Genomic DNA, 20,684 nt, shown 5'->3' on the forward strand with positions numbered 1-20,684 from the left:
CCCGTTGCCGGGACCCATCGGCAGGTCGAAGAAGTAGAACACACTCAGCACCCCCACCCAGGCGAGTCAGAACGTAACCGCGAAGGGCAGCATGCGGGCGATCATAGTGCCGAGCCCCGCCCGCGGCTCGTACTTGCGCAGCATCGTGAGTAGCACGATCATGTACGGGTTGAGCGGTGTCAGCACCTGGGTGGCCGAATCTCCCACCCGGAAGGCGCCCTGGATAAACGCGGGTTCGTAGCCAAGGAGCACGAACAGCGGAACGAAAACGGCGGCCATCAGCGTCCACATCGCCGAGCCTGAAATGATGAAGAGGTTCAGTAGCGAGGCGAGCAGCACGAAGCTGACCACGGCCGGAAATCCGGTGAGACCGATGGACTCAAGGCCGCTGGCCCCCGTCACGGCGAGCCAACTCCCGATTCCGGAAAAATTGAACAGGGCAATGAACTGGCCGAGGATGAACGCGAGCACGAGGAATCCGCTCATGTCCTTGATAGCTTGCCCCATCACGCGGGGCACGTCACTGCCCCTGGCGATGGTACCGGTGATCTTGCCGTATACCAGACCCGGAATCACGAACATGGCGAAGACGATGAACACGATCGAACTCAGCAGGGGCGAGCGCGGCAGAAACTCGCCGTCTTCGTTGCGCCACGGAGATTCCGGCAGGAGCACGCCGACCAGAATCACCGCAGCGACCACGGCACCAGCCACGAACGACCAGAACAGGCCACGGTTCTCGGCGTCCGTGAGCCGGGCGTTCATCGCGGCGGGAACCAACACGGCGTCGTCGTCGTCGTCGACGATCTCCTGGCGCGCAATCCCCTGCCGACCCAGACGCGGTTCCAGGATCTTGTCGATAATGAAGCCGGCGACGGCGATGAGCACGAGCGAGGAAACCACATTGAAGAAATAGTTCGACACCGGGGTAACGGCGGAACCGGCGTTGGGCAGGTTCTGCGTGACAGACGTGGTGATTCCGGCGAACAGCGCGTCGAGGCTCGTCACGAACAGCGAGGTCGAATAGCCGGCGCCCACGGCGGCGAACCCGCCGAGCAGCCCAGCCACCGGGTGCCGCCCGGCTGCCTTGAATACCAGGGCGGCCAGCGGGGGGATGACCACGAAGGCCGCATCAGACATGATCGATCCAACGACCCCCACGAACGCCACGGCATAGGGCAGTGACCAGCGCGGCGCCGATCCGAAGGTCTTGCGGATCAGCGCCGCGAGCAGGCCCGACTTCTCGGCCACACCGACCGCGAGCAGGATGGGCAGCACCGTCGCGAGCGGCGGGAAGCCCAGGTAGTTGACCCCGATATTCTGGGTGAACCAGGTGAGCCCCTCCGCAGTGAAGAAGCCCTTGACCACCGTGACTTCGTCGGTTCCGGGCAGTTGCACCGTGACATTCGCCCACGCCATCGCGGTCGACGCGACCGCCGTGATGCCAAAGAGCAGGAGGAAGAGCATGAACGGGTCTGGCAGTTTGTTGCCGACGCGTTCGATTCCGCCGAGAAAACGATCGATTAGGGCGCTACGCCGGGTTAGGGACGGTTGTGAAGACATGGGGCCTACCTTGCTTCGGGTCGATCGGTGAATGAGGAATCAGTCGAAGAAGTGCGGCACGTCGATCGCGCCGCCCTGCTCCGCGAACTCCTCGGCCACGCTCTGGCGCAGCTCGGCGTCGCAGAGAAAATCGAGGGCGGTGAGCGCGAGCCCGCAGGCTCCGTCAAGGGCACCGACCTCGGCGGTATCCGTTGCTGAGGCCGCCGCGAATTCTCGGGTGTGCAGGGCAACGTCTGGTGCCGCGATCTTGATCAGTGGGTGGATACCGGGGATGCGATGGCTGACATTGCCGAAGTCGGTCGACGCTGCGATGGTTTCCGACACCACGCCGAGCGGCAGCGGCTGGCGGCCGCGGCGCTGTTGGGCGGCGACCCACCGTTCGGTGAGCGCGTCGTTTGTTCGCACCGGCAGGGTGGGGGCGTGTTCGTCCCAGTCGACCTCGACGCTGGTTCCGGTCATCAAGGCCGCGCCTCGGGCGATGCCGTTCAACCGTTCGCTGAGGTCCTTGAGGGTCTCGGCGAATTTAGAGCGGGCGTAGAGCTCGAGCACCGCCCGCTCAGGAATTATGCTCGGCCGAGTTCCCCCCTCGCTGATCACGGCGTGCACGCGGTCCACCGGCGGCAGCTGCTGACGCAGCAGGCCAACGGCCTGATACGCCAGGGTTGCCGCGTCGAGGGCGTTGCGTCCCATAAAAGGTTGAGCGGATGCGTGCGCCGCGACGCCCGTAAACGTCACGGTGAGCACCCGCCGGCCGAGCCACACCTGGTCGGCGAGGTCGTAGCCGTAGGGGTGCACCATGATCGCGGCGTCGAGGCCGTCGAAGGCACCGTGCCTGGCCATGACCTCCTTGCCGGAGAAGCCTTCCTCAGCTGGGGTGCCGAGCAATACCACCCGGCCCGTGAATGCGTCGGGATTCTCAGCGAGTGTGTTCGACAGCGCGAGGAAAGCACCGACTCCGGCCGCGGCGATCACATTGTGGCCGCAGCCGTGCCCGACGTCAGGCAAAGCATCGTACTCGCTGAGAATCGCGATGGCCGGGCCGTCGCCCGACCCGATCTCGGCGCGAATTGCGGTATCAACCCCGTTCACGCCGAGCTGTGCGGCTATCCCGTGGCGACCGAGCAGCTCCACCAAATAGGCGGCGCTTCGATGCTCCTGAAAGGCGGTCTCCGGGTCGGCGTGCAGACTGTGAACGACGTCTCTCAGATCCTCGGCAAGCGCCTCGGCGTGGGCTTCGACGACCCGTACCAGTTCTTCCGGGGCCCCGGCGAACCGCGACGGCACCGCCACAGAGGTCTGCATCCTCCGCGCAGTGTCGGCCTGAAGCTTCTGAAGATACGTGGTCGTCGGCACTATCGAATGACTCATACATCCACACTAGACAGGGTGATTATCTCGTGGCGCCGTCCTGACCAACGCCGTCATCTAGAACGGGTGCTGGGTCAGCATCGCACGTGGTGGAAGCACAGACAGCATGAAGGAATAAGGACGAGCGGCCCAGTCACGACTGGGCCTGGTCTTCTGCATCGGTGGAGACCTCGACGATCCGCTTGATCGCGGCGAGAGTTTTGGGGATGCCATCGAGGGCCTGCTGGGTGCGGTCGGCGATCTGAGCGTTCGCCTCGTCGCCGAACTTCTCCTCGAACATGGCGATCCCGTCCGGCAGGAACTCCCAAGACTCGGTGAGCCTCGTCCCGGTCTCCGCAGCGGCGAAGCTGAAGCCCCAGCGCACGAAGCTGCCGCCCACCACCCAGGCGAACTCGCGACCGCGCTCTGCCGTCACCACCTCGGACCGGGTCTGCCAGGTCCGCTGCGGGAGCTCGTTGCGCCCGGTAAACCAGGCACCAACCCGACCAGCCTCGGCCTCGTCGTCCCACCAGCACGACTTACAGACCGGACTCCACTCGCCGGTGCGGGTGATGTCGGAGAGAAGGTCGTAGAGAAACGTAGCCGATGCGTCGACGAGGATCGATTCTTGGTGGCTGAGGGTGCTTGTCTCACTCATGCGTTTACCCTAACGACGGGGGTCACTTCTGCCGCCGGCTGCCGCCGTGCCAGTCTTCTTGTTTTCCGACTGTGTCTGCGTCGATTCCGAACACGGCTAGCTGTGGCCGTTCGCGTAGGCTCCGTTTAAGTTCGGCAAAACCCGGGAAGCGGGCCAGAGCGACTACGTGGTCCCACAACTCGACCGCCGAGTCCTCGTGTGGCAGTCGGCTGATCACCGGCCCGAAGAAGGCCACACCGGCGGGCGGCTCGAAGTGGATGATGGGCGTGCCCGCGTCTTTTCCCGTCAGCGAGAGTGCCTCGTCCGTCTCCTGCTGAATCTCCCCGTCCCATGATTCGTCGTCGAGAGCGTCCGCCAGCTCGAGTGGCAGGCCCGCCTCGGCGAGGATCGGTTCCGCGAACTCACGCGTCCCGCGGAGCTCACGCAGGTCGACCTCGGCCTGGTGGTTGGCCGGGCTGGGGGCGGTGTCGAAGATGTGGGTCCCGAAGGCGGCGTACAGCGGTGCCATCGCCTCGCGGCCGTGCTCCGCTCGAGCCCGGGCGGCTACCCGCAGGAGCCGGAGTCCGGCGGTGTGGCCAGCTTCGTACTCGGGAGGGAAGTGCGCGTCGTAGTCGACCTTGGCGTTGATCAGGCGCAACGAGATGAACCGCCAGTCCACGGTGTAGTCGCGCTGCGCCTGCACCTGGCGCACCCATTTGCTGGTCATCCAGGCGAAGGGGCAGACCGGGTCGAAGTAGAAGTTAATGTCGGCGTCCATGCGTCCACCCTAGGTCAGTGCCACAAACACGACCGAGATCGACCGGGCGAGGTGGGCTCGACGAGCGCCCTCGCACTGATCAGAGCTTGCGCCGGATCAGGACGGCGGCGAGCTGTTACGGCGTGCCCACGGCGCCCCGCACACCCTTCACAATCCTTAGCGGACGTTTTCGTTCCGTTACTACGCAGACCCCTAGTCCTGTGGCTCGCGCGAAAGACCGATCCTCGCCCGATGCCTTTATCGCCCGATACGGTCGAGCAGATTCAGCGATTGGCCAAGCTTGGCGATGAGGGGCTCCTCTCCGAAGCAGAATACGAAGCAAAAACGCGCCGAACTTCTCGGCCGAATCTGACCGCCGGCACAGGTACGTCCATGTGCGGCGCCTGTCCCTGAGGTGAGAACCTCACGGACACGGTGGTGTGGGCCGCTCACCGGCTCGAGGCGTACTGACCTGCGGCGGGAGTCGAGCCCCTGCTGACACCGTCGCCGGAAGATATTCACAGCCCAGTGAGTTCAGCAATTTTCTGGGGATAACCTTTCGCCCCCGGCAACTGTAATTCATTCTGGACCCATGACACTGTCAATGAAAATTGAAGACTCCCCGCCCGTGTTCACCCTGGAGCAGGCCAGAGCCCGGGTTTTCGATCTGATCGGCCACGCGATCCAGCCGCAGATCTGGCTCATGGTGCTCGACGTCCACGGGCAGCAGCTCTCGCTGCTGATTCCGATCGACGGAATTCCGGTACGTCCGGAACCGGGTTCCGTTCGCCCATTCGCCGTGCGGATCAACGAGATCGTGGCACGGGACGCTCCGGGAGGCAGCCTGATCGTGACGCTGGAACGGCCGGGATCGGCGGCCCTCACCGCCCCCGACCAGGCCTGGGCGATGGAACTGACCGAGTCCTTCGGCAAGCTCATGCGCATCTCCGGCCTGTTCGTGGCACACGATGACGGCATCGCAATTCTTGCTCCCTGAGGGCGGCCCGCTGGCACGGGTACCACGGCCTAGGCTGAGTGAATGAGTACAGTGCTGGTTCTGAACGGTCCGAACCTCGGGCGCCTCGGCAGTCGCGAGCCCGATGTCTACGGGTCGGCGAACCTGGACGACCTGCGCGAGCTGCTCGTCGCATCCGCTCGCGAAGGCGTGAGCATCGATCTGCGGCAGACCGACGACGAGGCCGAACTCATTCACTGGCTGTACGAAGCCGTCGACGAGCGGATGCCGGTGATCCTGAATCCGGCAGCGTTCACGCACTACAGCTATGCGCTGCGGGATGCTGCGTCCCTGGTTACCAAGGCGGGCCTGCTGCTGATCGAGGTGCACATCTCCAACCCGCACGCTCGCGAGACGTTTCGCCACACGAGCGTCGTGAGCGCCATTGCGACCGGTGTCATCGCCGGTCTCGGCTTCGACTCCTACCGGCTGGCACTGGACTTCGTCACCGCACCGTGACGCTCCGGCACCGGATTGCCTTTGGAGCCTGAGGCTAGGGCACGTAGACTCGACAAGGTGCCATTTGCACCCGCGCACCTTATCAATTGAACGGAACACCCCTCCCATGGCTTCTACCGCTGATATCAGAAACGGCGTCGTACTCAACATGGATGGCCAGCTTTGGGCCGTCGTCGAGTTTCAGCACGTCAAGCCGGGCAAGGGTGGCGCCTTCGTTCGCACCAAGATGAAGAACGTCGTCTCCGGTAAAACCGTTGACCGTACCTTCAACGCCGGCGCCAAGATCGAGACCGAAAACGTCGATCGTCGCGACTTTCAGTACCTTTACAACGATGGCGACGCCTACGTTTTCATGGACGTCGCCGACTACGACCAGATCACCGTGTCCGCCGCTGTTGTCGGCGATGCGAGCAACTTCATGCTCGAAAACCAGGCGGTGACCGTGGCGCTGCACAACGGCAACCCGCTGTATGTCGAGCTGCCAGCATCCGTCACCCTGGAAATCACCTACACCGAGCCGGGCCTGCAGGGCGACCGCTCGACCGGCGGCACCAAGCCCGCCACCGTCGAGACCGGCTACCAGATTCAGGTTCCGCTGTTCCTCGAACAGGGCACCAAAGTCAAGGTCGACACCCGCACCGGCGACTACCTTGGTCGCGTCAACGAATGAGCGCACGTACCAAGGCTCGCAAGCGGGCCATCGACATTCTGTACGCGGCCGATGTGCGTCAGATCAGCATTCCGGAGTCGCTGGCAACGGAGGCTGAGCGCGCAGCGAGCGAGCCGGCTCGACTGACCTCGTGGCTCTACGCCCGTGAGCTCGTCGACGGCGTCGTCGACCACCGGGAAGAGATCGACGAACTGATCGAGACCTACTCGCAAGGCTGGTCGCTTGCGCGCATGCCCAACATCGATCGCGCCATTCTGCGCATCGGCATCTGGGAGATTCTCTACAACGATGCCGTACCGCACGCCGTCGCCATCGATGAAGCCGTCGAAGCCGCCAAGATTCTCTCAACGGATGACTCGGCCGGCTTTGTGAACGGACTGCTCGGCAAGATCGCCCAAACCGCACCGTCGGCCTGACGACCCAACAGACTCGGCTCCTGCCGGGTTCGACTTGAAGCCAGCGAAGGACACGCACATGGATAACACCGGAACAGACGCTCCCCGCGATCAGCCGAATCCGACGAATCCGTATCAACCCGTGCCGCCGACGGGCGTGCCAGCCGGGCCGTTCGTGCCCCCGCCGTTCGTGAGTGCACCGAAGACCAACACCCTGGCCATCGTGTCGTTCGTGTCGTCGTTCTTCATCGGCCTTGTGGCCATCATCACGGGACACATTGCGCTCGGGCAGATTCGCGCACGGGGCGAGCTGGGCCGTGGCTTCGCCCTGGCCGGTCTCATCATCGGATACTTCATGGTCGCCGTGACAAGCGTTCTGCTGGTGTTGTTGATCGTCTTTGCCTCCGCTATCGGGGCGTTCCTGGTCGCCATTGACTCCAATTCCAGCTCCTTCGATGGGGGCTCGCCCACGTCGTCGGCGGCTCCCGAGTCGCCCGCGCCGCTGCCGACCGGTCAGCTCGGCGCCGCAAACTTCGACGCTGGCTATCTCGAATTCGGCACCGGCGCGGTCATCATCGACGAGTACGTCGACCCCATGTGCCCGTTCTGTGCCCAGTTCGAGCAGACCAACGGGGAACTTCTCGCTGCTGGAGTGGCGAGCGGCGACATCACGCTTCGAGTGCACTCACTCACCTTTCTCGACTCGCGGTCACAGGGCACGAACTACTCCAGCCGCGCCTCAGCGGCACTGACCTGCCAGGCCACTCTGAACCCCGACGAGACCCTCGCCTTTCTGTCGGCTCTGTTCGCGAACCAGCCCTCCGAACAGACCGCCGGGCTCAGCAATAGCCAACTCGCCGACCTCGCGCCAGGCTCGATCAGCATCGCTGACTGCCTCGAATCCGGGGATTACGAGGGCTGGTCCCAGCAGAACACCGAGGCCGCGCTGACCAAGATCGATGGAGCCGACATTCCGTCGGTTGCCGGCACGCCCACCGTGCTCGTCGACGGCGTGCACTACACCGGCAGCAACACCGACCTGGCCGAATTCCAGGCCTTCGTCGCCGCTGCCTTCTAGCGCGGTGCACCGGAAGTCGTTGGTGCGCCCACAGGGGCGTGCCAACGACTAAGCTGAATCTATTCAGACATCCTTTAATGATCCGTCCTGTGAGACGGGGAAGGAGGTCGGCATTTGGCGCACATTGTGCTCACTCAGGCTGACATCACCCGCGCGTTGACTCGAATTTCCCACGAGATTCTGGAGTCCAATCGGGGCCCGGAAAACCTCATCATCCTCGGTATCCCGACACGCGGGGTCATTCTCGCTCGCCGCATTGCCGAGATCATCCAGAGCATCGAACCCGCGGCAACGGCCGTGCGAGTCGGATCGCTTGATGTCACGCTCTACCGCGACGACCTCGCCCACGGCCGCACCCGCACGCCGTCCCGAACCGAAGTGCCCGGCAGCATCAACGGTGCCACCGTCGTCCTCGTCGACGATGTGCTGTACTCGGGCCGCACCATCCGCAGCGCCCTCGACGCGCTCGGTGATCACGGCCGCCCCACCATCGTGCGTCTGGCGGTTCTCGTCGATCGTGGCCACCGCGAGCTGCCGATTCGGGCCGACTTCGTGGGTCGCAACCTGCCGACGGCCACCGACGAGCGCATCAACGTGCACCTCGAAGAGATCGACGGCGACGAGTTCGTCTCGATCGACGGCGGGAGCAACCGATGAGGCACCTGCTGTCTACCAAGGACCTTTCCCGGGACGAAGCGATCAACCTGCTCGACATTGCCGAAGACATGGCGGATGTCGCTCAGCGGGAGGTCAAGAAACTCCCGACTCTGCGTGGCAAGACCGTCGTCAACCTGTTCTTCGAGGACTCCACCCGCACCCGCATCTCCTTTGAAGCCGCCGCAAAGCGCCTGAGCGCCGACGTGATCAACTTCAGCGCCAAGGGATCGAGCGTGTCGAAGGGTGAAAGCCTGAAGGACACCGCGCAGACCCTCGCCGCGATCGGTGCCGACGGAGTCGTCATCCGCCACCCGGCCTCCGGTGGCCCGGCGGTACTCGCCGCGAGCGGCTGGATCGACGCTGGCATCATCAACGCCGGCGACGGCACCCACGAGCATCCCACCCAGGCCCTGCTCGACGCGTTCACCATTCGCCGCCGCAATCATGGCCCGGCCTCGCGCGGCAAGGGCCTCGACGGCGTGACTGTCACCATCGTCGGCGACGTGCTGCACTCCCGGGTCGCCCGATCCAACCTGTGGCTCCTCACCACCCTCGGCGCCGAGGTCACCTTCGTGGCCCCGCCCACCCTCCTGCCGAGCGACACCTCGCTCTGGCCGGCCCGGTTCAGCTTCGACCTCGACGACGCGATCGATGCCGGCCCCGACGTGGTCATGATGCTGCGCATCCAGACCGAACGGATGAGCGCGGCCTTCTTCCCAAGCAGCCGCGAGTACTCCCGGGTGTGGGGCCTCGACGACGCGCGATTCGGTCGGCTCGGTCCGGCTAGCATTGTTATGCACCCGGGCCCGATGAATCGTGGTTTGGAGATCTCTTCGGCGGCGGCCGACTCCGCTAATTCCACCGTGCTCGAACAGGTCACGAACGGTGTCTCCGTGCGGATGGCCGCACTCTACTTGCTCTTATCCGGTGACCGGAAGGAATCAAAGAATGTCGATTGACGGTTTGCAACAGCGCTGGCTGATTCGCGGGGCGACCCTGCCGGACGGCACGGGCACGGATATCCGTCTTGATGGTGCACGCATCGTCGAGCTGGGGTCCGGCCTCTCCCCGAGCGGCGCGAGCGTGATCGACGCCGACGGGCTCATCGCGCTGCCCGGTCTGGTCGACCTGCACGCCCACCTGCGCGAACCCGGCTACGAGCACAGCGAAACCGTGCTGAGCGGCAGCCGCGCTGCCGCCCGCGGCGGCTTCACGAGCGTGTTCGCCATGGCCAACACCCTGCCGGCACAGGACACCGCTGGGGTGGTCGAGCAGGTGCTCGCCCTCGGCGAAACCGCCGGCTACGTCGACGTGCAGCCGATCGGCGCCGTCACCGTGGGCCTGGCCGGCAAACAACTCGCCGAACTCGGCGCCATGGCCTCCAGTCGCGCCCGCGTGCGGGTGTTCTCCGACGACGGCTTCTGCGTCTCTGACCCGCTGCTCATGCGTCGCGCCCTCGAATACGTGAAGGCGTTCGACGGCGTCATCGCCCAGCACTCGCAGGAACCGCGCCTCACCGAAAAAGCCCAGATGAACGAGGGCGCCCTCTCCGGCGAACTCGGCCTGGTCGGCTGGCCGGCCGTCGCCGAAGAGTCGATCATCGCCCGCGACGTTCTGCTGGCCGAACACGTCGGGTCACGCCTGCACGTCTGCCACGTCTCCACGGCCGGCTCTGTCGACGTGATCCGCTGGGCCAAGGCCCGCGGCATCAACGTGAGCGCCGAGGTCACGCCGCACCACCTGCTGCTCACCGAAGATCTCGTGCGCGGCTACGACGCCCGGTTCAAGGTGAACCCTCCGCTGCGCAGCCGCGAAGACGTCGAAGCCCTGCGCGCCGGACTCGCCGACGGCACCATCGACATCGTCGCCACCGACCACGCCCCGCACCCCGCCGAAAGCAAGGACTGCGAGTGGGACGCCGCCGCCAACGGCATGATCGGGCTGGAATCAGCGCTGTCGGTCGTGCACGCCGCGGTCGTCGCGACCGGGCTGCTCGACTGGGTCGACATCGAACGTGTGCTCTCCCGTGCGCCCGCTCACATCGGGCGTGTCACTGGTCAGGGCAACCCGATCGCGGTCGGGTCGCCGGCCGAACTGACCCTGTACGACGCTGCGGCCACCCGAGTGTTCGGCCGCGCCGACCTCGCCGGCACGAGTACAAACTCCCCGTACCTGTCAATGACCCTGCCGGGCGAGGTGCGCGCAACGTTCCACCGGGGCTACGCCACGGTGCTCGATGGTGCAGTGCGCAGCAGCCTCGAGATAGCCGGTCACGCGAGCGGAGTACTCACTCATGGATAGGTCCATCCCCGCCATCATCACAGCGCTCGTCCTGCTCGGCGTCCTCGTGCTCATGTGGCGCAGCTGGCGAAAGCGCAGCCGGCGAGACGCCGGGCTCAGTGCCGGCTACCCGATGCCAGGCAGCGCCGCAGTCGAGCTGGCCAGGGCCGAGGCCTACTACGTGGCGACCACGCCCCGCGACGCACCGCTCGAGCGCCTCGCCATCCGTGGCCTGGGCTTTCGCGCCCGCGCCGCCCTGACCGTGTCCGAGACCGGCGTGGTGCTGGATCTCGACGGCAACCAGCCGGTGTTCGTCTCGGCCGCAGCCATCGACGCGATCGGCGCCGCCCAGGTCGCCATCGACCGTGCCGTCGAAACCGACGGACTCGTTCGTCTGAGCTGGCGACTGAACTCGGCCGCCAGCACCGACGACCGCCGTGCCGTCGACAGCTTCTTTCGCATCATCGATCCCAATGATCGCGCTCGCCTCGTCGACTCGATCCGAACCATTATCGCCGCGCGCACAGATCCGGCCCATCAAGACGAAAGTGAGGCCTGACGTGCCCGACTCCACCGCACCAGACCAGGCAGATTCCACCGAATCAGCCGAACAGGCAACCCCCGAGCAGTCCGTCTCGGGCGTGGCCGGATCGGGCCAGCCCGCAGCATCCGTTGCGCTGAACGCCACCTTCTCCGTGACGGACAAGCCCGGCCCAGCCGTACTCGTGCTCGAAGACGGTCGCCGCTTCGTAGGCCGCAGCTACGGCAGTGAGGGGCAGACCCTCGGCGAGATCGTCTTCGCCACCGGCATGACCGGCTACCAGGAGACCCTGACCGACCCGTCCTACGCCGGGCAGATCGTGCTCATGACCGCCCCGCACATCGGCAACACCGGCATGAATGATGAGGACATGGAGTCCCGTCAGATCTGGGTGGCCGGCTTCATCGTGCGGGAACCCGCGCGTATCGCCTCCAACTTTCGCGCCACCCGCACCCTCGACGATGATCTCGAAGAGCAGGGCGTGGTCGGGATCAGCGGTATCGACACCCGGGCGATCACCCGTCACATCCGCTCTGCGGGTGCCATGAGGAGCGGTATCTTTTCCGGTGATCTGTTCGGCCTGTCCGAGAGCGAACAGCTCGAACGGGTGCGCTCGGGCGCGGCCATGCGCGGCCGCAACCTGTCGCTCGAGGTCTCGACCGTCGAACCCTTCTCCATCCCCGCCGTCGGAGAACGCATCGGCTCCGTCGCGGTGCTCGATCTCGGTGTGAAGACCAGCACGCTCACCTACCTGGCCGAGCGGGGCTTCGAAGTGCTCGTGCTGCCGCAGTCGGTGACCGCAGAGCACGTTTTGTCGCTGAAGCCCTCAGCCCTGTTCTTCTCGAACGGACCCGGCGACCCGGCCGCCTCCGACGCCCACGTCACCCTGCTGCAGGAGGTGCTGCGCGCGGGCGTCCCATACTTCGGCATCTGCTTCGGCAACCAGCTGCTCGGCCGGGCGCTCGGCTTTCGCACCTACAAGTTGCCGTTCGGCCACCGGGGAATCAACCAGCCGGTGCTCGACAAGACCACCGGGCGGGTCGAGATCACCTCGCAGAACCACGGTTTCGCCGTCGACATGCCCATCGAGGGCATCCACGACTCCCGCGCCGGCTTCGGACGGGTTGAAGTGAGCCACTACAGCCTCAACGACCAGGTCGTCGAAGGCATCCGCTGCCTCGACATCAACGCCTTCTCGGTGCAGTACCACCCGGAGGCCGCCGCCGGCCCGCACGACGCCAACCACCTTTTCGATCGATTCAGAGACGTTGTGCTGGCTTCGCAGAGCGCCAATGCAGGAGAAACCAAATAATGCCCAAGCGCGACGATATCAACAGCGTTCTTGTCATCGGCAGCGGCCCGATCGTCATCGGCCAGGCCTGCGAGTTCGACTACTCCGGCACCCAGGCCTGCCGCGTTCTGCGCGAGGAGGGCGTACGCGTCATCCTGGTCAACTCGAACCCGGCCACCATCATGACCGACCCCGATTTTGCCGATGCCACCTACATCGAACCGATCACCGCCGAGATTCTTGAGACGATCATCGCGAAGGAACGACCGGATGCGATTTTGCCCACCCTGGGTGGGCAGACCGCCCTCAACGCGGCCATCCAGCTGCACGAGCGCGGAATCCTTCAGAAGTACAACGTGGAGCTGATCGGCGCGAGCTTCGACGCCATCAACAAGGGCGAAGACCGCATGATCTTCAAGCAGCTCGTGCTCGACGCTGGCGCCGACGTGGCCCGCTCGTACATTGCCCGCACCGTCGAGGAAGCGATCGGCTACGCCGATGACCTCGGCTACCCGCTCGTTGTACGCCCCTCCTTCACCATGGGCGGCCTCGGAAGCGGCTTCGCTTACACCGAGGTGGAACTGCGCCGCATCGTCACTGACGGCCTGCACCACAGCCCGACCACCGAGGTGCTGCTCGAAGAATCCATCTTGGGCTGGAAAGAGTACGAACTCGAGATGATGCGCGACACGGCCGACAACACGGTCGTCGTTTGTTCCATCGAAAACGTCGACCCGGTCGGCGTGCACACCGGCGACTCGATCACCGTCGCCCCGGCGCTCACCCTGACCGACCGTGAATTCCAGCACCTGCGCGACATCTCGATCGACATCATCCGCGCCGTCGGCGTCGACACCGGCGGCTGCAACATCCAGTTCGCGATCAACCCGGTCGATGGCCGCGTCATCGTGATCGAGATGAACCCGCGGGTGTCGCGTTCCTCCGCCCTGGCCAGTAAGGCGACCGGCTTCCCGATCGCCAAGATCGCCGCCAAACTCGCCATCGGCTACCGCCTGGATGAGATCCCCAACGACATCACCGGAGTCACCCCGGCGAGCTTCGAACCCACGCTCGACTACGTCGTGGTGAAGGTTCCGCGGTTTGCGTTCGAGAAGTTCCCGGCCGCTGACCAGCGGCTGACCACGACCATGAAGTCGGTCGGCGAGGCGATGGCCATCGGTCGCAGCTTCGCCTCCGCCCTGCAGAAGGCACTGCGCTCGCTCGAAAAGCGCGGCTCGAGCTTTCACTGGGGCGCGGAGACCCGCTCTGTCGAGGAACTGCTCGCCGCCGCCGAGATTCCCACCGACGGCCGCATCGTCACCGTGCAGCAGGCCCTGCGCCGCGGCGCGACAATCGACGAGGTCTTTGCTGCGACCAAGATCGACCCGTGGTTCATCGACCAGATCGTGCTGATCAACGAGATCGCCGAGCAGGTCAAAGCCGCCGACCGACTCGACCGCGACGTCATGATCCTCGCCAAGGACCACGGCTTCTCCGACGCGCAGATCGGCGAACTGCGCGGCTTTGGCGAAGCGGATGTGCGCACGGTGCGGCACATTCTCGGTGTGCGCCCCGTGTTCAAAACCGTCGACACCTGCGCGGGGGAGTTCCCGGCCCTCACGCCGTACCACTACTCGAGCTATGACACCGAGACCGAGGTTGTCGCCAGCGACCGCCGCAAGGTCGTTATCCTCGGGTCCGGACCGAACCGCATCGGGCAGGGCGTCGAATTCGACTACTCCTGTGTACACGCCTCCTTCGCCCTGTCGGACGCCGGATATGAGACCATCATGATCAACTGCAACCCGGAGACGGTCTCCACCGACTACGACACCAGCGACCGACTGTACTTCGAACCGCTCACCCTTGAAGACGTGCTCGAGGTCATCTACGCTGAAAGCCAGAGCGGCGAACTCGTCGGCGTGGTCGTGCAGCTCGGCGGCCAGACCGCGCTGAGCCTGGCCCGCGGACTCGAAGCGGCCGGCATCCCCATTCTTGGCACCACGCCCGACGCCATCGACCTGGCTGAAGAGCGCGGCCTGTTCTCGAAGATCCTCGACGACGCCGGCCTGCTCGCCCCCCGCAACGGAACAGCGATCGACTTTGCCGGCGCCGTGGTGGTGGCCGAAGAAATCGGCTACCCGGTGCTCGTTCGCCCGAGCTACGTGCTCGGCGGACGCGGCATGGAGATCGTCTACGATTCCCCATCGCTGGCCGACTACTTTCAGCGCATGGCCGGACAGGGAATCATCGGGGCGGGGCATCCGCTTCTGGTCGACCGTTTTCTCGACGATGCCATCGAGATCGACGTCGACGCCATCTACGACGGCCACGAACTGTACATCGGCGGCGTCATGGAGCACATCGAAGAAGCCGGCATCCACTCCGGCGACTCGAGCTGCACCCTGCCGCCGGTCACCCTCGGGCGCGCCGAAATCGACCGTGTGCGCGAAGCGACTGTCGGCATCGCCCGCGGTATCGGCGTGAAAGGCCTGCTCAACGTGCAGTTCGCCATCGGCGCCGGAGTGCTCTACGTGCTGGAAGCCAACCCGCGCGCCTCGCGCACGGTGCCTTTCGTCGCGAAGGCACTGGGCATCACCCTCGCCAAGGCAGCCGCGCTCATCATGGTCGGCACGACCATCGCCGAGCTGAAGGCGGAGGGCAAGCTGCCGCTCATCGACGGCTCCCGCGTGCCGATCGAAGCGCCGGTCGCCGTGAAGGAAGCCGTACTGCCGTTCAACCGGTTCCGCACCCCCGAGGGCCTCGTGGTCGACTCCATCCTCGGCCCGGAGATGCGTTCCACCGGCGAGGTCATGGGCATCGACCGCGACTTCCCGCGGGCGTTCGCCAAAAGCCAGCTCGCCGCCTACGGCGGAATCCCGCTTTCCGGCACCGTGTTCGTGTCGGTCTCCGACCGCGACAAGCGAGCGATCATCCTGCCGATGCTGCGCCTGCAGCAGCTTGGCTACGAGATCACCGCAACCATCGGCACCGCCGAGGTGTTGCAGCGAAACGGCATCCGCGCCCGCGTCGTGACCAAGTTCAGTGAGAAAACCGACGAGGACGACGTCTCCATCGTCGAGCTCATTCGCCGCGAAGAGATCCAGATCGTCATCAACACCCCCGGCGGCAGCACGGCACGCGCCGACGGCTACGAGATTCGTGCCGCCGCAGTGGCCGGCGACCTGCCGCTGTTCACCACGATCGCCGAACTCAGCGCCGCAGTAGCCTCGATCGACTCGATTCGCGACGGGTTCGAGGTGACCTCGCTTCAGGAATACGCCACGGCCCGAACCGCTCTGCTGTGAACAGCGGCCGTGCTGTGAGCCCGGTTTCCTTTGGTGACCGGCTCGAGCGGATGTTTGCCACTTACGGCCAGCTCTGCGTGGGCATCGACCCGCATTCCTGGTTGCTTGGTGAGTGGAACCTGCCCGACACCGCGGCCGGCGTCGAATCGTTCGGTCGTGCCGTCGTCGCGGCTGCGGCCGGCCGGGTGGGTATCGTCAAACCGCAGGTCGCCTTCTTCGAACGCTTTGGTTCGGCGGGCTTCCTGGCGCTCGAACGCGTGCTGGCCGACGCCCGGTCGGCCGGCCTGCTCGTGATCGGCGACGCCAAACGCGGCGACCTCGGCACGAGCGTCGAAGCCTACGCGCAGGCCTGGTTCACGCCCGGTTCCCCGCTCGAAGTGGATGCCCTCACCCTCGCCGCGTACATGGGTGTCGGTTCGCTCGACTCACCACTCACCCTCGCCGCATCGAACGGCAAGGGTGTGTTTCTGCTGGCCGCGACCTCCAACCCCGAGGCCGCGGACGTTCAGCGGGCCATCGTGGCCGACGGTCCGTTCCAGGGATCGAGCGTCGCCCGGGCCATTCTCGACGACGTGGGAGCGCGGAACGCGCGGGCCGGCCCTAGTGCGGCATCCGCTGGTTTGGCGACCGGTCTCGGGTCGATCGGCGTCGTGCTCGGAGCCACTCTCGACCTGGCCGCCTTCGGCATCGACGTGCTGCGGGCGCCGACCGAATTTCGAACTCCCGTGCTCGCACCCGGTTTTGGTCACCAGGGAGGGAATATTATGGATCTGACCTTGATATATGGTGAATACGCCGGAGGAGTTATCGTGAGTGAATCGCGCAGTGTGCTCTCGGCCGGACCCCACCGGATCGAAGAAGCCATTGAGCGCCGAATAACCGAAGTAGGTGCCGTTCGTGGCTGAAAACCGTCCCACCCCGCCCGAAGTCGACCGGGTGGCTGCGTCGCGCGCCGCCGTCGCTGCCAGGCGAGCCCGCGCCAAGGTCAAAGCCGAGGTTGCTTCGGGCGAACGAACCGCCCTCGAGGTGCTCGCCACCGCGATCAAGGACCCGATCGGGGTCGAGGGGCGGCTGCGAGTGACCGAGCTGCTCGTGAGCATTCCGGCCATCGGTGTGACCAAGATGCAGCGCATCATCCATCGGCTCGAAATCTCGCCGTCTAAGCGGCTCGGCGGCCTGGGCCGGCACCAGCGCGACCGGCTGCGGGACTTTCTCTCCGAACGGCCCACGCTCCGGCACGGCGTAGCCGACTCCAAACTCATCGTTCTCGCCGGCCCCACCGCGGTCGGCAAGGGCACCGTCGCCGGCTATATCCGGGAGAACTACCCCGACGTGCTGCTCTCCGTCTCGGCCACGACGCGCGCACCGCGCCCGGGGGAGACCGAGGGGGTCAGCTACTACTTCGTCTCCGACGACGAATTCGACCGCATGGTCGCGGGCGGCGAACTGCTCGAGTGGGCCAAGGTGCACAACGCCTACCGCTACGGCACCCCCCGCGGCCCGGTTGATACGGCCATCGCAGCCGGCAACAGCGTGCTGCTCGAGATCGACCTGCAGGGGGCTCGCGCCGTGCGCCGTGCCATGCCCGAAGCCCGGCTGGTGTTCCTGCTGCCGCCGAGCTGGGACGAATTGGTGCGCCGCCTGATCGGCCGCGGCACCGAAGATGCCGCCGAACAGGCCCGTCGACTCGAGACCGCCAAGCTGGAATTGGCGGCCCAGGGCGAGTTCGATTACCGCGTGATCAACCACGATGTCGGCGACGCCGCCCGTGAGGTCGTAGACTTGATGGAGATCCGCGCTGCATCCAGCACGTCGTAGCGCCCGTTTCTGCTGAATTCTTGCGTGTCTCCGGGCACGTATACCGCTCATGTTTTCGTTTAACAACAGATTCGCACTGGCCTCAGGCCGTGCTCTATTAGGAGTGTGACACCAATGGCGAACAAGCCCACTGGCATCATTGACCCGCCCATCGACGACCTGCTCTCCAAGGTCGACTCGAAGTATGCCCTCGTGATTTTCGCGTCCAAGCGTGCGCGTCAGATCAACGACTACTACGCCGACCTGCACGAAGGCAGCCTGTTCGACAACGTCGGACCGCTCGTCGACTCGACCGTCGAAGACAAGCCGCTCTCGGTGGCCCTGCGCGAGATCAACGACGACAAGCTCGTTTCCCGCCCGATCGTCGAGGCCTAGAGCACTAACCACTAAGCGCGCAGGATGAAGACACCTCGCACGATTGTCGTCGGTATCACCGGCGGCATCGCAGCGTACAAGGCCGTCAACATTGTGCGCGCTTTTGTGTTGAACGGCGACTCGGTGCACGTGGTCGCCACCCCGGCGGCACTGCGCTTCGTCGGCAAGCCCACCCTCGAGGCCATCTCGCGTAACCCGGTGCACACGGACCTCTATGAGGGCGTCGCCGAGGTACGCCACGTGGCCATCGGCCAGAGCGCCGCCCTCATCGTCGTCGCACCGGCAACGGCCAACAGCATCGCCAAACTCGCCGCCGGCCTCGCCGACGACCTGCTCGGTAACACCATTCTGGCCAGCACCGCACCGCTCGTGATCGCACCGGCTATGCACACCGAGATGTGGAACAACCCCGCTACGGTCGCCAATGTGGCCGTGCTGCGCTCGCGCGGTATAACCATCGTTGGCCCCGGCGTCGGTCGGCTCACCGGCACCGACTCCGGCGCCGGCCGCATGGAAGAGCCGGACACCATCGTCGCGGTGGCGCTGGCCGTGCTCGACCGGGCGATGCCTGCTGGTGAGGCTGCGGCATCCGCTGTGGCGGATCTCGCCGGTCGCCGAGTACTGATCAGCGCCGGCGGCACGCGGGAACCGCTCGACCCGGTGCGGTTCCTCGGCAACCGCTCGAGCGGTAAGCAGGGCGTCGCGCTCGCCCAGGCGGCCCTGGCCCGCGGGGCCTTGGTCACCCTGGTCGCCGCCAACCTCGAGGTGGCCGTTCCGACCAGCATCACGACCGTTCTCGTGGGCAGTGCCCTTGAGATGCACGAGGCCATGACGCGCGCCGCCGGAACGGCCGACGTCATCATCATGGCCGCCGCGGTCGCCGATTATCGGCCCCGGTCCGTGCAGGTCGGCAAGATCAAAAAGGAAGACGTGGGGGACACCCTCACGCTGGAACTGGTCAAGAACCCCGACATTCTGGCCGAGCTCTCTACTGCCAGCCGGCCGGGTCAACTGATCATCGGCTTTGCCGCCGAAACCGAAACGGATGCCGACCGGCTGCTGGCCCTCGGTCGCGACAAAATCACCCGCAAGGGCTGCGACTACCTGGTCGTGAACCGGGTGGGGCAGGACGCCGGTTTCGGCACGGAACGTAACACCGTGACGGTGCTCGATCGCCACGGAGTTATAGTGAATGAGGTCTCCGGCAGCAAGATGTCGGTGGCCAATTGCATACTTGACCTGATCGGTTAGCCTCAGCTGCGACCGGCATTCAACTTCTACAGAGACGGGCCAGATGAGCGATCTTCGCCTCTTCACCTCGGAATCAGTCACCGAGGGTCACCCCGACAAGATCTGCGACCAGATCTCCGACAGTATCCTCGATGCCCTCCTCACGGACGACCCGCACAGCCGCGTCGCTGTTGAGACCCTCGTCACCACCGGCCTCGTGCACGTAGCCGGCGAGGTCAGCACTGAGGCGTACGTCGAGATTCCGTCGATCGTGCGCAAGTGCATCACCGACATCGGCTACGATTCCTCCGACGTCTGGTTTGACGGCCGATCCTGCGGCGTCGAAATCTCCATCGGCGGCCAGTCGCCCGACATCGCTCAGGGCGTCGACAACGCCTTCGAAACGCGTGAGCAGTCCAGCCTCGACGACTTCGACCGGCAGGGCGCGGGCGACCAGGGCATCATGTTCGGGTACGCCACCCGCGAGACGCCCGAACTCATGCCGATCCCGATCTGGATCGCGCACCGCCTGGCCGAGCGCCTCGCCTTCGTGCGCAAGAGCGGCGAACTCGACTATCTACGCCCCGACGGCAAGACCCAGGTCACCATCGGCTACGACGGCATCATTCCCCGCACCGTCGAAACCGTCGTGGTATCGACGCAGCACGCGCCGTCCGTGACCACGGAGCGGCTGCGCGCCGAGGTTGAAGAACTTGTTATTCGCCCGGTGCTCGAGCGCATCGACCTTGACTCCTCCGCGCTGGCAACGCTCATCAACCCCACCGGCCGCTTTGAAATCGGGGGCCCGCAGGGTGACGCCGGCCTCACCGGGCGCAAGATCATCATTGACACCTACGGCGGATCGAGCCGCCACGGCGGCGGTGCGTTCAGCGGCAAGGACCCGTCCAAGGTCGACCGTTCGGCCGCGTACGCCATGCGCTGGGTTGCCAAGAACGCTGTTGCGGCGGGCCTGGCCGAACGCCTCGAGGTGCAGGTCGCGTACGCGATCGGCAAGGCGTCCCCGGTCGGTCTGTACGTGGAGACTTTCGGCACCGGGGTGCTGCCCGACCGGGAGATCACGGCGGCGATCCGGGACGTGTTCGACCTGCGTCCGGCAGCGATCATCCACTCACTCGACCTGCTGCGGCCCATCTACGCGCAGACCGCCACCTACGGTCACTTCGGCCGGGAGCTGCCCGACTTCACCTGGGAGCGGCTCGACAAGGTCGACGACCTGCGAAGCGCCGCCGGCCTCTGAAACCG

At 65.5% G+C, this 20,684-nt stretch carries 20 protein-coding genes; 16 read left to right on the top strand and 4 right to left on the bottom strand.

Features of this window, described 5'->3' with window-relative positions:
• Positions 1-66: 66 nt before the first annotated feature.
• The 4 genes from CXY77_RS08305 to CXY77_RS08320 all read right to left on the bottom strand — a co-directional run bounded on the left by CXY77_RS08305 (position 67) and on the right by CXY77_RS08320 (position 4,325).
• Complete coding sequence (locus tag CXY77_RS08305; protein ID WP_369831296.1) at positions 67-1,563, bottom strand: AbgT family transporter; 1,497 nt, start codon at positions 1,561-1,563, stop codon at positions 67-69.
• Between the two features lie 39 nt (positions 1,564-1,602).
• Positions 1,603-2,865 carry a M20 family metallopeptidase gene (locus tag CXY77_RS08310; protein ID WP_233197314.1) on the bottom strand — a complete coding sequence of 421 codons (1,263 nt, stop codon included), beginning with the start codon at positions 2,863-2,865 and terminating at the stop codon, positions 1,603-1,605.
• A 199-nt stretch (positions 2,866-3,064) separates the two neighbouring features.
• Complete coding sequence (locus CXY77_RS08315; RefSeq protein ID WP_092340055.1) at positions 3,065-3,568, bottom strand: SRPBCC family protein; 504 nt, start codon at positions 3,566-3,568, stop codon at positions 3,065-3,067.
• A 22-nt stretch (positions 3,569-3,590) separates the two neighbouring features.
• The gene (locus CXY77_RS08320; protein ID WP_092340056.1) at positions 3,591-4,325 is read right to left on the bottom strand and encodes a hypothetical protein; all 735 of its coding nucleotides are present in this window, start codon (positions 4,323-4,325) and stop codon (positions 3,591-3,593) included.
• Between the two features lie 571 nt (positions 4,326-4,896).
• On the opposite strand from CXY77_RS08320, the gene CXY77_RS08325 reads away from it, so the two are divergent.
• The 16 genes from CXY77_RS08325 (at position 4,897) to metK (ending at position 20,679) form a co-directional block, all read left to right on the top strand.
• The gene (locus CXY77_RS08325; RefSeq protein ID WP_092340057.1) at positions 4,897-5,301 is read left to right on the top strand and encodes a hypothetical protein; all 405 of its coding nucleotides are present in this window, start codon (positions 4,897-4,899) and stop codon (positions 5,299-5,301) included.
• A gap of 42 nt (positions 5,302-5,343) precedes the next feature.
• Positions 5,344-5,778 carry a type II 3-dehydroquinate dehydratase gene (locus tag CXY77_RS08330; RefSeq protein WP_092340058.1) on the top strand — a complete coding sequence of 145 codons (435 nt, stop codon included), beginning with the start codon at positions 5,344-5,346 and terminating at the stop codon, positions 5,776-5,778.
• 106 nt (positions 5,779-5,884) lie between these two features.
• Positions 5,885-6,448, top strand: coding sequence for an elongation factor P (gene efp, locus CXY77_RS08335; RefSeq protein WP_092107753.1), 564 nt, complete (start codon positions 5,885-5,887; stop codon positions 6,446-6,448).
• Positions 6,445-6,864, top strand: coding sequence for a transcription antitermination factor NusB (nusB, locus tag CXY77_RS08340; protein WP_092340059.1), 420 nt, complete (start codon positions 6,445-6,447; stop codon positions 6,862-6,864). Before efp ends, nusB begins: the two co-directional genes overlap by 4 nt.
• Before the next feature lie 58 nt (positions 6,865-6,922).
• Positions 6,923-7,921: a thioredoxin domain-containing protein gene (locus tag CXY77_RS08345; RefSeq protein WP_092340060.1), complete on the top strand. Its 999-nt coding sequence runs from the start codon at positions 6,923-6,925 to the stop codon at positions 7,919-7,921.
• Between the two features lie 114 nt (positions 7,922-8,035).
• Positions 8,036-8,578, top strand: coding sequence for a bifunctional pyr operon transcriptional regulator/uracil phosphoribosyltransferase PyrR (gene pyrR / locus CXY77_RS08350; protein WP_104129929.1), 543 nt, complete (start codon positions 8,036-8,038; stop codon positions 8,576-8,578).
• Positions 8,575-9,537 carry an aspartate carbamoyltransferase catalytic subunit gene (locus CXY77_RS08355; protein WP_092340062.1) on the top strand — a complete coding sequence of 321 codons (963 nt, stop codon included), beginning with the start codon at positions 8,575-8,577 and terminating at the stop codon, positions 9,535-9,537. Before pyrR ends, CXY77_RS08355 begins: the two co-directional genes overlap by 4 nt.
• Positions 9,527-10,879: a dihydroorotase gene (locus tag CXY77_RS08360; RefSeq protein ID WP_092340063.1), complete on the top strand. Its 1,353-nt coding sequence runs from the start codon at positions 9,527-9,529 to the stop codon at positions 10,877-10,879. The genes CXY77_RS08355 and CXY77_RS08360 overlap by 11 nt, the downstream gene beginning before the upstream one ends.
• On the top strand, positions 10,872-11,417 hold the full coding sequence (locus tag CXY77_RS08365; RefSeq protein WP_092340064.1) for a hypothetical protein: 546 nt from the start codon (positions 10,872-10,874) through the stop codon (positions 11,415-11,417). The genes CXY77_RS08360 and CXY77_RS08365 overlap by 8 nt, the downstream gene beginning before the upstream one ends.
• A 136-nt stretch (positions 11,418-11,553) precedes the next feature.
• Positions 11,554-12,711: a glutamine-hydrolyzing carbamoyl-phosphate synthase small subunit gene (gene carA / locus CXY77_RS08370; protein WP_104090532.1), complete on the top strand. Its 1,158-nt coding sequence runs from the start codon at positions 11,554-11,556 to the stop codon at positions 12,709-12,711.
• Entirely contained in the window at positions 12,711-15,998 is a 3,288-nt protein-coding gene (gene carB, locus CXY77_RS08375) for a carbamoyl-phosphate synthase large subunit (protein WP_104129930.1), read from the top strand. The genes carA and carB overlap by 1 nt, the downstream gene beginning before the upstream one ends.
• Positions 15,999-16,012: 14 nt before the next feature.
• Positions 16,013-16,903, top strand: a complete 891-nt coding sequence (gene pyrF / locus CXY77_RS08380) for an orotidine-5'-phosphate decarboxylase (protein ID WP_255410001.1) — start codon at positions 16,013-16,015, stop codon at positions 16,901-16,903.
• Positions 16,896-17,816 (top strand): guanylate kinase, encoded by a 921-nt coding sequence (gene gmk / locus CXY77_RS08385; protein WP_104090529.1) that lies wholly within the window; start codon positions 16,896-16,898, stop codon positions 17,814-17,816. Before pyrF ends, gmk begins: the two co-directional genes overlap by 8 nt.
• Before the next feature lie 114 nt (positions 17,817-17,930).
• Positions 17,931-18,191 (top strand): DNA-directed RNA polymerase subunit omega, encoded by a 261-nt coding sequence (gene rpoZ / locus CXY77_RS08390; RefSeq protein WP_092107764.1) that lies wholly within the window; start codon positions 17,931-17,933, stop codon positions 18,189-18,191.
• A 24-nt stretch (positions 18,192-18,215) separates the two neighbouring features.
• Positions 18,216-19,442 carry a bifunctional phosphopantothenoylcysteine decarboxylase/phosphopantothenate--cysteine ligase CoaBC gene (coaBC, locus tag CXY77_RS08395; protein ID WP_092340067.1) on the top strand — a complete coding sequence of 409 codons (1,227 nt, stop codon included), beginning with the start codon at positions 18,216-18,218 and terminating at the stop codon, positions 19,440-19,442.
• Between the two features lie 43 nt (positions 19,443-19,485).
• Positions 19,486-20,679 (top strand): methionine adenosyltransferase, encoded by a 1,194-nt coding sequence (metK, locus tag CXY77_RS08400; RefSeq protein WP_092340068.1) that lies wholly within the window; start codon positions 19,486-19,488, stop codon positions 20,677-20,679.
• The last annotated feature ends 5 nt before the right edge of the window (positions 20,680-20,684 follow it).

The sequence above is a fragment of the Cryobacterium sp. N21 genome, assembly GCF_002929575.1.
In the GTDB taxonomy this organism is placed as follows: domain Bacteria; phylum Actinomycetota; class Actinomycetes; order Actinomycetales; family Microbacteriaceae; genus Cryobacterium; species Cryobacterium flavum.

What these genes read in the sequence shown, in the direction of transcription:
- nusB (WP_092340059.1), top strand. Translation starts at nt 6,445, where the DNA reads ATGAGCGCACGTACCAAGGCTCGCAAGCGGGCCATCGACATTCTGTAC.
- rpoZ (WP_092107764.1), top strand. Translation starts at nt 17,931, where the DNA reads ATGGCGAACAAGCCCACTGGCATCATTGACCCGCCCATCGACGACCTG.
- efp (WP_092107753.1), top strand. Translation starts at nt 5,885, where the DNA reads ATGGCTTCTACCGCTGATATCAGAAACGGCGTCGTACTCAACATGGAT.
- CXY77_RS08365 (WP_092340064.1), top strand. Translation starts at nt 10,872, where the DNA reads ATGGATAGGTCCATCCCCGCCATCATCACAGCGCTCGTCCTGCTCGGC.
- CXY77_RS08325 (WP_092340057.1), top strand. Translation starts at nt 4,897, where the DNA reads ATGACACTGTCAATGAAAATTGAAGACTCCCCGCCCGTGTTCACCCTG.
- CXY77_RS08305 (WP_369831296.1), bottom strand. Translation starts at nt 1,563, where the DNA reads ATGTCTTCACAACCGTCCCTAACCCGGCGTAGCGCCCTAATCGATCGT.
- CXY77_RS08360 (WP_092340063.1), top strand. Translation starts at nt 9,527, where the DNA reads ATGTCGATTGACGGTTTGCAACAGCGCTGGCTGATTCGCGGGGCGACC.
- CXY77_RS08355 (WP_092340062.1), top strand. Translation starts at nt 8,575, where the DNA reads ATGAGGCACCTGCTGTCTACCAAGGACCTTTCCCGGGACGAAGCGATC.
- coaBC (WP_092340067.1), top strand. Translation starts at nt 18,216, where the DNA reads ATGAAGACACCTCGCACGATTGTCGTCGGTATCACCGGCGGCATCGCA.
- CXY77_RS08310 (WP_233197314.1), bottom strand. Translation starts at nt 2,865, where the DNA reads ATGCAGACCTCTGTGGCGGTGCCGTCGCGGTTCGCCGGGGCCCCGGAA.
- CXY77_RS08345 (WP_092340060.1), top strand. Translation starts at nt 6,923, where the DNA reads ATGGATAACACCGGAACAGACGCTCCCCGCGATCAGCCGAATCCGACG.
- carB (WP_104129930.1), top strand. Translation starts at nt 12,711, where the DNA reads ATGCCCAAGCGCGACGATATCAACAGCGTTCTTGTCATCGGCAGCGGC.
- CXY77_RS08315 (WP_092340055.1), bottom strand. Translation starts at nt 3,568, where the DNA reads ATGAGTGAGACAAGCACCCTCAGCCACCAAGAATCGATCCTCGTCGAC.
- CXY77_RS08330 (WP_092340058.1), top strand. Translation starts at nt 5,344, where the DNA reads ATGAGTACAGTGCTGGTTCTGAACGGTCCGAACCTCGGGCGCCTCGGC.
- metK (WP_092340068.1), top strand. Translation starts at nt 19,486, where the DNA reads ATGAGCGATCTTCGCCTCTTCACCTCGGAATCAGTCACCGAGGGTCAC.
- CXY77_RS08320 (WP_092340056.1), bottom strand. Translation starts at nt 4,325, where the DNA reads ATGGACGCCGACATTAACTTCTACTTCGACCCGGTCTGCCCCTTCGCC.